The organism is Litoreibacter ponti, from assembly GCF_003054285.1.
GTDB classification, from domain to species: Bacteria; Pseudomonadota; Alphaproteobacteria; order Rhodobacterales; family Rhodobacteraceae; genus Litoreibacter; species Litoreibacter ponti.
In genome coordinates, this window is the sequence record NZ_QBKS01000001.1 from 2,155,194 (window position 1) to 2,167,207 (window position 12,014).

A 12,014-nucleotide genomic window follows, 5' to 3' on the forward strand; every position below is an offset into this window, starting at 1 on the left:
GGGTATGAAGCCCCATGATCCGGGTTAACGACACTATTACGATCGAAGATTGGGAGCTGACGGAAAGCTTCACCCGCGCCCAAGGCCCGGGCGGGCAGAACGTCAACAAGGTCGCGACCGCGGTGGAGCTGCGGTTCGAGGCCGCCCGTTCGCCAAACCTGCCACCTGCGGTGAAGACCCGTCTCAAGCGGCTGGCCGGTCGGCGCTGGACGACCGAGGGCGCGCTGGTGCTGCTGGTGCAGGAGACCCGATCTCAGGCGCGCAACCGCGAAATCGCTGAGGACCGCTTGCGGGAGTTGATCCTGAAGGCGCTTGAGGTGCCGAAACGCCGCATCAAGACCCGCCCGACACTGGGCTCGAAACGCCGCCGGATCGCGGCGAAAAAGCAGCGCGGTGAGGTCAAATCGCTGCGCGGGAAGGTCAAGGATGACGAGTGATCTGCTAGCGCGCCGCGCGCGCGTGATGGGGCCAAACGTGCCCACCTTCTACGACACGCCTGTTCATCTGGTCCGCGGCGAAGGCGTTTGGCTCTGGGATGCGGACGGGCGCAAGTATCTCGACTGCTACAACAACGTGGCTCATGTGGGTCACTGCCACCCCCATGTCGTCGAAGCCATCGCGCGGCAGGCCGCGGTTCTGAACACGCATACGCGGTATCTGCATGAAACGATCCTTGACTACTCCGAACGGCTGACGGCGACACTGTCGCACGATCTCGACCAGATGATCATGGTCTGCACCGGGTCGGAGGCGAACGACATCGCCTTGCGCATGGCGCAGGCGGTGACAGGCAAGACCGGGATCATTGCGACCGACAACACGTATCATGGCAACACGCTGGCGACGTCTCAGCTGTCGACCCGCCGCCCGCCGATTGGCGGCTACCCGGCGCATGTCCGGCTGGTGCCCGCGCCCGACAGCGTGCGCCCGGTTGGCGGCACGATCGAGGGGCAGGCGCAAGCCTTCGCCGAGCATATCGCGCGGGCGATCGCAGAGCTGGAGGCCGAAGGCTGCGGCTTTTCGGGCTTCATGCTGTGCCCGAGCTTTGCAAATGAGGGCTTCCCGCGGCTTGATCCGGGCTTTCTGGACCCGGCTGTTGAAGTCATCAGAAAGGCGGGCGGGCTGGTTCTGTGCGATGAGGTGCAGCCGGGCTTTGGCCGGATCGGCGAGACGTTTTGGGGACATGACTGGATGGGATTTGCGCCGGACGTGGTCACGGTCGGCAAACCGATGGCGAACGGGCATCCCGTCGCCGCGGTCATCGCCCGGCCGGACGTCATGGCGGCCTTCCGCACGGCGTTTGGGTATTTCAACACGTTCGGCGGCAACCCGGTCAGTTGTGCCGCGGCCATGGCGACGCTTGACGTGATCGAGCGCGAGAGCCTGCAGGACAACGCGCGCGCCGTGGGGGCATATGCACTCGATCGCCTGCACCGAATTTCCCACCCGCTCAAGGCCGAGGCCCGGGGGACGGGGTTGTTCTTTGGGATCGAGTTCACCCACGACGACGGCTCGCCCGCCACGGAGTTTACCCGGGAAGTGGTTGAGTACATGCGGGAGAACGGAGTTCTGATGAACCGGATCGGGCGTGAGATGAACACGCTGAAAATGCGCCCACCGCTGCCGTTTTCCAAGGAGAACGCTGATCTGGCGATTGATACGCTGGAGGCCGCTTTGCAGGAGGTCCCCTATGGATGACCGCGAGGTGATGGCGCACGCCGTCCGCGCGGCGGGGGCATGGGGCGGGCTCGGCGCGGCGCCACGTCTAATCCGCAACCGCGAAAATGCTGTCTTCGACGTGACCCTGACCAACGGCACGCGGGCCGCATTGCGCCTGCACCGGGCGGGCTATCAGACGACGCCCTCCATCGAGGCCGAATTGACCTGGTGCGAAGCGCTGGCAAAGGACGGATTCCCCTGCCCCGAACCCTTGCGCACGCTCGAAGGTGCTTTGACCGACGAGCACGCGTTTGCACCCGTCGCCTCGCTGGTCTCCTGGATCGACGCCGACCAGATCGGGGAAAACGGTGTGGCTTTCGCGGGCAGCGTCGAGGCCCACTGCGCGCTCTACCGCGACGTGGGCGCGTTGCTGAAACGCTTGCACGAGACCACGCGGCGACTTTCGCTGGAGCCATTGCCCAGACCTAAATGGGACATCAACGGGCTGGTTGGCGATAGGCCGCTTTGGGGTCGGTTCTGGGAAAACCCCGCTTTGGATGATGCCGAGAAAACCAGATTGCTTGAGGCGCGTAGTCTGGCCGACAGCCAGTTACGCCGCTTGGATCAGGAGATGCAGCTGATCCACGCAGATTTGTTGCAAGAGAATATTCTGGCGCGCGGCGATGCGCTTTATCTGATCGACTTTGACGACAGCGGCTACGGGTTTACCGGATATGATCTAGGGACCGCGATGATCCAGCATTGCGAAATTGCGTATTTTGACACGCTTTCCGACGCGCTGCTGGACGGCTACGGCGCCGACACCAGGATGCGCGCAAGCCTGCCGCTATTTGTGATGCTGCGCGCCATGGCATCGTGTGGCTGGATCATGTCGCGCTGCCCCCATGACGACCCGCGACAGCGGTTTTACGCAGAGCGTGCCCTGCGCTGCACAGAGCGCTTTCTTCAGACAACGACTTCCAGTTCTTCCTGAGCGCCGAGGTCGAAGACTCGCTTGTAGCGCTCGATCTCTGCGGCGGGGCCCATGGCCTTGCGCGGATTGTCGGACAATTTGACGGTGGGTCGCCCGTTGGCGGAAACTGCCTTGCACACCAGCGAAAACGGTGCGAGCGCGTCGCCGGGCACGAGGCCGCGGAAGTCGTTGGTCAAAAGCGTACCCCAGCCAAAGGAGACGCGCACCCGCCCATCGAATTGCGCCTGAAGCTCGACGATCTTCTCGACATCGAGCCCGTCGGAGAAGATCACCAGCTTTTCGCGCGGGTCTTCGCCGCGCGATGTCCACCACTTGATTGCGCGCTCCGAACCTTCGGCCGGATCACCGCTGTCGATGCGGATGCCCGTCCAGCCCGCCAGCCAGTCGGGCGCATCGGACAGGAAGCCGTCGGTGCCGTAGGTGTCCGGCAGAATGATCCGCAGATTGCCATCGTGTTCTTCTTGCCAATCCGCCAGCACTTTGTAGGGGGCCTGTTTGAGATCGGCGTCATCTCCGGCAAGCGCGGAGTAGACCATTGGTAGCTCATGGGCGTTGGTGCCGATGGCCTCGACCTCCCGCCGCATGGCGATCAGGCAGTTGGAGGTGCCGACGAACTTATCGCCGAGGCCTTCCTGCATCGCCTGCACGCACCAGTCCTGCCACATGAAACTGTGGCGGCGACGGGTGCCGAAATCCGCGAGGCGCAGGTCCTGAACGCCTTGCAATCGCTCGACCTTTTCCCACAACCGGGTCATGGCGCGGGCGTAGAGCACTTGCAGCTCGAACCGGCCCATGTCCTTGAGAACCGCCCGCGAGCGCAATTCCATCAGCACGGACAGCGCAGGGATTTCCCAGAGCATGACTTCCGGCCACTTGCCCTCAAACGTCAACTCATACTGCCCGTCACGCTTATCCAGATGGTAGGCGGGCATCCGAAAGCCCTCGAACCACTCCATGAAATCGGGGCGGAACATCTGGCGTTTACCATAGAACGTGTTGCCGCGCAGAAAGGTGCTTTCGCCGCGCGATAGAGACAAGGAACGGATGTGATCAAGCTGCTCGCGCAACTCGCCTTCGTCCACAAGCTCCGCGAGCCGTATATCCTTGGTGCGGTTGATCAGCGAGAAGGTGACATTCGTGTCCGGCTTGTTGCGAAAGACCGACTGGCACATCAGCAGCTTGTAGAAGTCCGTGTCGATCAGCGACCGCACGATGGGGTCGATCTTCCATTTGTGGTTGTAGACCCGGGTCGCGATATCAACCATTGAGCTTCACTCCCGCCGCCAGCATTCCATCGCGCGCCGCCTGCAATGATCCGTCAAGGTCGATAGCCCGGCACAGCTCTTGTTCGACCGTCACGGCGAACCCGGCCTTTGCGCCATCGACCGCCGAGTAATTGACGCAAAAGTCCAAGGCGAGGCCTACCATCGTCAGGGTGTCGATACCGCGGCTGCGCAGATACCCCTCGAGCCCGGTGGGCGTTTGATGGTCGTTTTCGAAGAACGCGGAGTAGCTGTCGATCGCAGGATTATAGCCTTTCCGGATGATCATATCGGCCGGATCGGTCGCCAGTTCGTCATGGAAACGCGCGCCTTCGGTGCCTTGGATACAGTGATCAGGCCAAAGCACTTGCGGCCCGTAGGGCATCTCGGTGACCGAATAGGGTGCGGCGCCATCGTGACTGCTGGCGAAAGACGAGTGGCCTTCGGGATGCCAATCCTGGGTCAGGATCACGGCGCTGAAATCCGCCATCAGGTCATTGATGCCGCCCACGATCTCGTCGCCGCCGCCCACGGCCAGCGCCCCGCCGGGGCAGAAGTCGTTTTGCACGTCGATGACGATCAGGGCTTCGTTCGCTGGGCGCATCTGCTTTCCTCCCGGAATTTCGCCTGAACTTGCTAGGCCGTGGCCCCGAGCCCGTCAACCGCTGGACCTTGATCGCGGCGGCGCAGCGCAGTACAGCCTGCGCCATGTTCACCGTCGCAGCTCTTTACCATTTTACCCGTTTTGACGCGCCTGAGGCGCTGCGCGCGCCGCTTCTGTCACTTTGCGAGACGGAAGGACTGCGCGGGACGCTGTTGTTGGCGCAAGAGGGTGTGAATGGAACGGTCGCCGGAAGCCTGCACGGGATCGAGGCACTGATCGCGCACCTTAAATCGCTGCCGGGATGTGCTGATCTGGACTACAAGCTGTCGCGCGCGCGCGAGATGCCGTTCAACCGTATGAAGGTTCGGCTCAAGCGCGAGATCGTGACGATGGGGCAGCCTGACGTCGATCCAATGGCTGGAACCGGGCACTACGTCGACCCCGAAGATTGGAACGAGTTGATCTCGCAAGACGATGTGGCCGTCATCGACACCCGCAACGACTACGAGGTCGCGATTGGCACCTTTGACGGGGCGATTGACCCCGAAACCAAGTCCTTTGGCGAATTTCCCCAGTGGTGGCAGGAGAACAAGGCCCGCTTCGAGGGCAAGAAGATCGCCATGTTTTGCACGGGCGGCATCCGCTGCGAAAAGTCGACCAATTATCTTCTGGGTCAAGGGGTGGAGGATGTGTTTCACCTGAAGGGGGGTATCCTGAAATACCTCGAAGAAGTACCTGCGGACCGCAGCCTGTGGCAAGGCGACTGCTTTGTCTTCGACGGGCGGGTGTCTGTCGGCCATGCGCTGAAAGAAGGTCCACACCTCCTGTGCCATGCCTGCCGCCGGCCGCTTTTGCCCGAAGACACGGACCACGAAGCCTATGAGCAAGGCGTGTCCTGCGACCGCTGCATCGATGAGACGTCCGAGGCGGATAAGGCGCGGTTCCGGGAACGTCAGAAGCAAATCAACCTGGCCCGCGCACGGGGCGAGCGCCACTTGGGTTAATTAGCCCTTTGAAAGAGGCGTGCGATACGCCGGGTGAGCGCCTGTGCGCCCCTGCGCGCGATCATTGATGTTGTGAAATCGTTGCGGAAGAAAGCGATCAATTCTTCGGGCGGCAAGCGACGCATGCGCGCGACGGAGCGGTCCCACTGGTCCGGCGAATAGCTTGCGGCGCGCGTGTTGGCGAGAAACCCCAACCTGTATTGCAAGGCGAGTTTTCGCTGGGTCGCGCGCTCCCATGCCTTGAGATCTCCTTGGTTGCAGTCGCTGAGCGCACGTCCCAAGGCCCAGCCCCGTTCGATGCAAATCCGGATGCCCTCGCCAAGCGTCGGCGTCGCCATATTCGCGCTGTCCCCAACCCGGACCACGCCGTCGAAAACCAGTTTCGGGTCGTAAGACACGGACGGCAAAATCCCCGCATTGACGTGGAAATCAGTTGGGCGCGGAAGGCTCATGCGCTGCAACGCTGGGCTTTCCATCAGGTGAGCCATGATGTCCTTTGGTGACTTGTCTGTGACCGGGTGGATCACCCCAACACCAAGCCGCAACGTCCGCGAGGTCGTCGGAAAAGCCCAGCCATAGCCTGTCGGTGTGGACGCACCGAAAAACAGCGCGGCGCGGTTCGGATCGTGGTTTGGGGCCGGGTATTCGTACTCGATCCCGATGCCGCGACGCTCCGGGGGATGCACGAGGCCAAGCGATGCCAGCACCGCGCAATGCCAGCCCGTTGCGTCCACGATCCTGCGAGCCGTCAAGACCTCGTCCCCGCCATTCCTGCGGATCGTAACTTCAAACTGCCCGTCGCTGCGGCGTGCAGACAGGAATTTCGTGCCGCACTCGATCGGGATGCGAGACTGCTCTGCCAGCCACTGATAAGTTCCGGTGACGTCGAGGATGCCGACCGGATCGTGGCTCAGATCAAGCAACAGATGCTCCTTGTCGGAATAGATATCCGCAGAGTTAACCGGATGGGCGAGCCTGCGCGGGATACCCAGCTTCGCCACGTCGCGCATCCACGACCCGCCGGAGGTGCGCACCGGAACTCCGATCTCGCGATCCTGATGGATCAGAAGCCCGTCGGTGCCTTGCGGCAGCCGCGAAGCGACCGCCAGTCCCGCCGGCCCGCCGCCCACGATCAAGATATCCACCGCCTGTGTCATTGGCCCCTTTTGCCACGGCAGGCGGGCGAACGGCAGCCCTAACTCACTCGGCCGTATCGGCTTCCAGCTCTGACAGGTAGGCTGCGACCTGTCGCGCAGTCGGCCCCGGAAGACGCCGCATCATGGCAACGCGGTCCGGCTTGGGGAAGCCCATCATCTGCTTGGCGATCAGAACAGGATGCTGCATCGGCAAGTCCGTATCGAGCGGGAGTGGTGCGGTCACCTCCGGGCGCGCTTCGGGCTCCGGAGACGGTTTGGGGCGCAGGCGCTGCGCCACCCGTGGATCGGCGAGGGTCTTGACCAGCTTGGCCAGCGCGGCGCTCATATCCGGCGCATTCATAGGCTCTGGTGACGGCTGCACGGCGGTTCTAGCCAGATCTTTGAAGAACGGATGTTTGGACGATTTGGCAAAATCCGCGCCAAGCATCGAGACAAGCATGCGCGCCTTCTTGACTTGCTCTGGCGAGACGGGCGTGGCGGAAGAGGATTGTGGTTCGGGCATCAAAAGTAACTCCTTACAAGGGCGCCTGAGATCAGGCTCCAGCCATCGGCGACGGCGAAAAAGGCAAGCTTAAAGGGCAAAGAGACGATTGCCGGCGGCACCATCATCATGCCCATCGACATCAGAACTGCGGCGACGACCAGATCGATGATCAGGAAAGGCAAAAAGATCAAAAAGCCAATCTGGAAGGCGCGTTCGATCTCGCTGAGCATGAAGGACGGGATCAAGATGGACAGCGGCGCGTCGCGCGGGGCGCCGTCCGGCACATTGGGGCGCAAGTCGACCAGCGTCTGAAACGTATCGAGGTCCAGTCGCGCCGCCATGAAGCCGCGGAAGGGCTCGATCACGCGCGGAAAAGCCTGCTCTACGGTCAGGCTGCCTTCACTCAGGGGTTGCAGGCCGTCGTTCCAGCTTTGCGTGAACACCGGGTCCATCACGAAATACGTCAGGAACAGAGCGAGGCTTACGATCAGCATGTTCGGCGGCGCCTGCTGCAATCCGATGGCCTGACGCAGGATCGACAGGACGGTCACCACGAAGGGGAAACAGGTGATCATGATCGCAATGCCGGGTGCCAGGCTCAGCACCGTCAGCAAGGCGATCAGCTGCAAGGCCCGCGCGCTCAGGCTTGTCTCGTCTCCAAGCGTGATCGAGAAGTCCTGCGCGGCGGCTGGCATGGCCGCCACGACCAGCACCGCAACGGCCCAAAGGGCGGCTGTTCGCGTCATGCAAGACCGGCGGCGGGCGAGCCGATTTCCGTCAAGCGCACGGCAAGGCCACTGTCTTCGCCGTCTTCGGATGTCTCAAGGAAGCCCTTTGCGATCAGTTTCTCGCCGACATACACCTCGACCGGATCGTCGATCTGACTGTCCAACGGCAAAACGGCGTCAGGGCCCAGCTCCATGAGTTGTTTGACCGTGGGGCGTGCCCCCCCGACGCAAACGCGCACATCGACGCTGACCCCGGTCAAGACATCTTCGGACAGGCTCGCAGGATCAGGCATGGGATGCCTCCTTCTCTTCGGTAAATGAGTAAAAATCGTCGATGCTGGATTGAATCGTCTCGATCGTCTGCTCGAGATCGATGCGCAACTGGCTATCATCAAGCTTCAGAACTGCCTGAGACGTCGTCAGAGTCGGTTCCGGCTTGATCTCGATCGGAAATTTCACGTGCTGCCCCACCAGATCGGTCAGCATCTCAACACTGTCGGGCGCGCAGATCAGGGTTGCCGACGGCTCGATCCGATCAACGACCTCTTGCATCAACTCGACAACGCGGGCACCGAGTGCTTCGGCCCCCAGCTTGGGCAGGATCGCGTCCACCATGGATTGCAGGACCGGACGCATGGAGGCGACGGCATGTTGGCGCGCCTCGAAATAAGTGAAGTTGAGCTCTTGCAGGGCGGACGAAAGCTCTTCCTTCAGCTCCATCTCGCGGGTCTCCTTGGACTCAACTCCGTCTTTCCATCCGCACTTGTAGCCTTCGTCGAATGCTTCGCGCTTCGCGGCCGCGTCGATCACGCCACGTTCGGCATCGGCAGCCTTGCGCGCGGCCACCTCGGCATTCGAGAAATCCTCCAGGAACGCGGACTTGCTCATTCTGCATTCACTTCCGGGGTCTCGATCCAGCTTTTGAGCACCTCGACGGTCTCGTCCTGCCGCTCGTCGATCAGGGATTTCAGCCGCTCAACGGGATCGTCCGAGACCGCCTTGGCGCTTGCCGGATCCGGCAGCATGGCCACTTGATTGCCCTGCCCTGCGGGTGGGAGCAATTGTGTGGTCGGTCCCGAAATCGCGCCCGGCCCTTCGATCTGTCCGTCGAGACCCGCCGGAGGCGCAGACGGCGCCGGCAAGAGCTCGGCCTCAGGCAGCGTTTTGAGATTCGCGCCGGTCAGGATCGGGCGCAGCACGAACAGACCCAAAGCCAAGACGACGGTCGCGGCGATGCCCATCTTCGCCAGTCCCATGATGTCCAATGGCCGCTCGGAGACCCAGCCATTCTCCGGCGTTTCGGCGGTCGCTGGGTCGAGCGACAGGTCCATCGAGCGCAAAGTCACCGAATCGCCACGCGCCTCGTCGAACCCGATGGCTGATTTTACCAATTCCTCCAGCGCCGCCATTTCTTCTTCGCTGCGCGGTGTCCAGACCTCTTGTCCCGCGTCGTTGACCTCCCGCGTGCCGTCAACCAATACGGCGACCGTCACGCGCTTGATGGACCCGGCCATCCGCCGCATTTCGCGCGTCGTCTCGGAGATCTCGTAGTTCACGACCTCTCGCGTGTCGGTGCTTTGGTCCGACGAATCGCTTCCGCCCTGCCCGTCGCCCTCTGGCAGATTGCTGGCCACGGTTACGCCCGCGCCGCCCTGGTTTTGCGACGAGCTGGACGTCTCCTGGGTGTTCGTGCTGATGGCCACGCGACTGTCGGGATCGACCTTGCGCTCGACGATCGTTTCCTCGTCCGTGAGCGTGTCGACATTGACCTCGACCACCGCGCCGCCCATGCCGGTGCGCGCCATAATAATACGTTCTACATTTTGTTTCAGACGCGCTGCGTGCTCCTGCGTCGCGGCGGCAGGCGAGGCCTCTCCGGTCTGGGCCATTACCACCCCAAGATCGGCATTGATGATCGAGACATCCTTCGGTTGCAGCCCGGCCACGGCCGAGGCGACAAGATAACGGATCGCCTCAGCCGTTTGGTCGGAGACATTACCGCCATTGCCCCGAATCGAAACGGATGCCGTGGGTGCAACTGTTTGACGAAACGGGCTTTTCGAGGCCTGTGCGATATGAACCCGCGCGGCCGAAATATTGGGATTTGAGACGATTGTGCGCCCCAACTCACCTTCCTTGGCACGCAAATACGCGGCATCAAACATTTGCGATGTCGTGCCGAATCCGCTGAGACTATCGAGCAATTCGTACCCGTCCCCGACATTTGCGGGCAGGCCTTCGCCCGCGAGGGTCAGTCGCAACTGATCCCGCTGTGTCGAATCGACGAAAATCGCACCGGCGCGTACTTCGAATGGTACCTTCTTGGCCTCGAGCTGCGCGATGACATCTCCGGCAGCCGATGGCGGCAGACCGCTATAGAGCAAGGCCATGTTCGGGGTCGCGGCGACCCGCGCCATGAACAAGACACCAAGCATCACAACAACCGCGGACCCGATTACAATCACCCGTTTTCGGGCGTCCAACGCATTCCAGACGTCAAGAAACTGCTGCACCGGCAAACCTCTCATATCTGCGAGTCGTTCTGACCCGCTTGAGGCCACTTAAAGTGATCAGCCTTAACAATCGGTTAGTCGATTACCCGCTATACCGGAAAAAAGTTTGAGAGAATCGAGATGGCTGACGAAGAGATCTCTGAAGAAGAAGCGCCCAAGAAAAAGGGCAAGCTTGGCCTGATCATAGGGTTGGTCCTGCTGCTGCTTGGTGGTGGCGGTGGCTTCTTTGCGGTGTATTCCGGGATGATCCTCGGAGGAGACGCGCAGGCCGCGGCAGAAGCGTCTGATGAGACCGAGCCGCTTCCACAAATCGTCTTCGTGCCGCTGGAGCCGCTCATTATCAATGTCGGTCGTGGCGGGGGGCAGCAATTGCGGTTTCGCGCCGAATTGGAAGTCGTACCGGAACGCGAAGCCGACGTCGCGCTGCTGATGCCCCGGATTCTCGACGTCTTGAACGGCTATTTGCGCGCCGTTGAAGTCGACGAACTTCAAGACCCGGCCTCGCTGATCAAACTGCGCGCGCAAATGCTGCGACGCATCAGAATTGTGACTGGAGACGGACATGTCCGCGACCTTCTGATCACTGAATTTGTCTTTACGTGAGGAAGCACTGATGGATTTCTTTGCCGATATTCTACTCGGGTTTGGCGCGCTCTTCGCGGCCGTTTATTGCCTGATCCTGTCGCGAAAGCTCTCGAAGCTCAAAGGGCTGGACCAGGACCTTGGCAGCGCGATCGCTATCTTGTCGAAACAGGTCGACGAAATGACCAAGGTCCTGACGGAGGCCAAGGAAACCGCGACGGAGTCCAGTCGTGAGCTTGAAGACAAAACCAGCTCTGCCAAGGAAATAGCCGATCGCTTGGAAATGATGATTGCGGCGTTACATGACTTGCCCGATCCCAGCTCCGGTGACGCCGCCTCTGCCCCGGAAGAGGAATCCGACAAGACCGTCACCATGTTCATGCGCAACGCATCACGAAAGCAGGCCAGCTGATGTCGCGCGCAAGAAAACACACGCGACCGCGCGGGATCGCGGCGTTCATCGTCTTGATGTTGGTCGCATCAGGGACATTGCGACTGGGTGAAGCCGGCGTCGCAATCGCGAAAAACGCGCAAGGAACGGGTAATGCGATCGAACGTGCCGAAGCTGCGTCTGGCGGAAATTCGGACCTCTCAGAGCTGATGGACATGCTCAACGCACGATCAAAACGCCTTGATGAACGGGAAGCCAGCCTTCTGGCCCGCGCCGAAGCGCTGGAAGAGGCGGAATCCATGATCAAGGAAGACTTGGCCCGTCTCGAAGCGGTCGAAAAGCAACTTGCCGCAACCATCGCGCGGGTGGACGGCGCGTCTGAACAGGACGTGCTGCAGCTCACGACAGTCTATGAGACGATGAAACCTAAAGTCGCAGCGCAGCTGTTCGAGCAAATGGCACCGGAATTCGCCGCAGGATTTCTAGGGCAGATGAACGCAGCGTCCGCTGCCGGGATCATGTCCGCGCTATCGGCAGAGAAAGCGCATGAAGTCAGCGTCATCATCGCCGGTCGCAACGCTGACGCGCCCAAAGATTAAGTGGATCGACTTAAGATGAGGAATTTGATGACGGCTG

At 61.5% G+C, this 12,014-nt stretch carries 15 protein-coding genes; 7 read left to right on the top strand and 8 right to left on the bottom strand.

Features of this window, described 5'->3' with window-relative positions:
- Window positions 1–14 precede the first annotated feature (14 nt).
- Genes arfB through C8N43_RS10990 form a run of 3 tightly spaced genes read left to right on the top strand, consistent with a single transcriptional unit; the run spans window position 15 to window position 2,653 of the window.
- Complete coding sequence (gene arfB / locus C8N43_RS10980) at window positions 15–437, top strand: alternative ribosome rescue aminoacyl-tRNA hydrolase ArfB (RefSeq protein WP_107845637.1); 423 nt, start codon at window positions 15–17, stop codon at window positions 435–437.
- Window positions 427–1,698: an aspartate aminotransferase family protein gene (locus tag C8N43_RS10985; protein WP_107845638.1), complete on the top strand. Its 1,272-nt coding sequence runs from the start codon at window positions 427–429 to the stop codon at window positions 1,696–1,698. Before arfB ends, C8N43_RS10985 begins: the two co-directional genes overlap by 11 nt.
- Window positions 1,691–2,653 carry a phosphotransferase enzyme family protein gene (locus tag C8N43_RS10990; RefSeq protein ID WP_107845639.1) on the top strand — a complete coding sequence of 321 codons (963 nt, stop codon included), beginning with the start codon at window positions 1,691–1,693 and terminating at the stop codon, window positions 2,651–2,653. Before C8N43_RS10985 ends, C8N43_RS10990 begins: the two co-directional genes overlap by 8 nt.
- On the opposite strand, the gene pncB is transcribed toward C8N43_RS10990, so the two are convergent.
- Together pncB and pncA are read right to left on the bottom strand one after the other, a co-directional pair.
- Entirely contained in the window at window positions 2,626–3,918 is a 1,293-nt protein-coding gene (gene pncB, locus C8N43_RS10995) for a nicotinate phosphoribosyltransferase (RefSeq protein ID WP_107845640.1), read from the bottom strand. The two genes, C8N43_RS10990 and pncB, sit on opposite strands and share 28 nt — an antisense overlap.
- Complete coding sequence (pncA, locus tag C8N43_RS11000) at window positions 3,911–4,519, bottom strand: bifunctional nicotinamidase/pyrazinamidase (protein ID WP_107845641.1); 609 nt, start codon at window positions 4,517–4,519, stop codon at window positions 3,911–3,913. The genes pncB and pncA overlap by 8 nt, the downstream gene beginning before the upstream one ends.
- 104 nt (window positions 4,520–4,623) lie before the next feature.
- Between pncA and trhO the strand changes: the two genes are divergently transcribed.
- Window positions 4,624–5,523, top strand: coding sequence for an oxygen-dependent tRNA uridine(34) hydroxylase TrhO (gene trhO, locus C8N43_RS11005; RefSeq protein WP_107845642.1), 900 nt, complete (start codon window positions 4,624–4,626; stop codon window positions 5,521–5,523).
- On the opposite strand, the gene C8N43_RS11010 is transcribed toward trhO, so the two are convergent.
- The 6 genes from C8N43_RS11010 to fliF are packed head-to-tail and all read right to left on the bottom strand — an operon-like array spanning window position 5,520 to window position 10,420.
- Window positions 5,520–6,680, bottom strand: a complete 1,161-nt coding sequence (locus tag C8N43_RS11010) for an NAD(P)/FAD-dependent oxidoreductase (RefSeq protein ID WP_107845643.1) — start codon at window positions 6,678–6,680, stop codon at window positions 5,520–5,522. The two genes, trhO and C8N43_RS11010, sit on opposite strands and share 4 nt — an antisense overlap.
- Before the next feature lie 43 nt (window positions 6,681–6,723).
- Window positions 6,724–7,182, bottom strand: a complete 459-nt coding sequence (locus C8N43_RS11015) for a hypothetical protein (protein ID WP_107845644.1) — start codon at window positions 7,180–7,182, stop codon at window positions 6,724–6,726.
- Window positions 7,182–7,910 (bottom strand): flagellar type III secretion system pore protein FliP, encoded by a 729-nt coding sequence (gene fliP / locus C8N43_RS11020; protein ID WP_107845645.1) that lies wholly within the window; start codon window positions 7,908–7,910, stop codon window positions 7,182–7,184. Before fliP ends, C8N43_RS11015 begins: the two co-directional genes overlap by 1 nt.
- Window positions 7,907–8,185: a FliM/FliN family flagellar motor switch protein gene (locus C8N43_RS11025; RefSeq protein ID WP_107845646.1), complete on the bottom strand. Its 279-nt coding sequence runs from the start codon at window positions 8,183–8,185 to the stop codon at window positions 7,907–7,909. The genes fliP and C8N43_RS11025 overlap by 4 nt, the downstream gene beginning before the upstream one ends.
- Entirely contained in the window at window positions 8,178–8,780 is a 603-nt protein-coding gene (locus tag C8N43_RS11030) for a FliH/SctL family protein (protein WP_107845647.1), read from the bottom strand. Before C8N43_RS11030 ends, C8N43_RS11025 begins: the two co-directional genes overlap by 8 nt.
- Window positions 8,777–10,420 carry a flagellar basal-body MS-ring/collar protein FliF gene (fliF, locus tag C8N43_RS11035; protein WP_245912972.1) on the bottom strand — a complete coding sequence of 548 codons (1,644 nt, stop codon included), beginning with the start codon at window positions 10,418–10,420 and terminating at the stop codon, window positions 8,777–8,779. Before fliF ends, C8N43_RS11030 begins: the two co-directional genes overlap by 4 nt.
- A gap of 105 nt (window positions 10,421–10,525) precedes the next feature.
- Here fliF and C8N43_RS11040 point away from each other — a divergent pair, with 105 nt between their 5' ends.
- From C8N43_RS11040 to C8N43_RS11050, 3 genes are read left to right on the top strand one after another with little or no spacing between them, the layout of a single operon-like run.
- Complete coding sequence (locus C8N43_RS11040; protein ID WP_107845648.1) at window positions 10,526–11,008, top strand: flagellar basal body-associated FliL family protein; 483 nt, start codon at window positions 10,526–10,528, stop codon at window positions 11,006–11,008.
- Window positions 11,009–11,018: 10 nt separating this feature from the next.
- Window positions 11,019–11,399 carry a DUF6468 domain-containing protein gene (locus tag C8N43_RS11045; RefSeq protein WP_107845649.1) on the top strand — a complete coding sequence of 127 codons (381 nt, stop codon included), beginning with the start codon at window positions 11,019–11,021 and terminating at the stop codon, window positions 11,397–11,399.
- Window positions 11,399–11,977: a MotE family protein gene (locus C8N43_RS11050; protein WP_107845650.1), complete on the top strand. Its 579-nt coding sequence runs from the start codon at window positions 11,399–11,401 to the stop codon at window positions 11,975–11,977. The genes C8N43_RS11045 and C8N43_RS11050 overlap by 1 nt, the downstream gene beginning before the upstream one ends.
- Window positions 11,978–12,014: the final 37 nt, after the last annotated feature.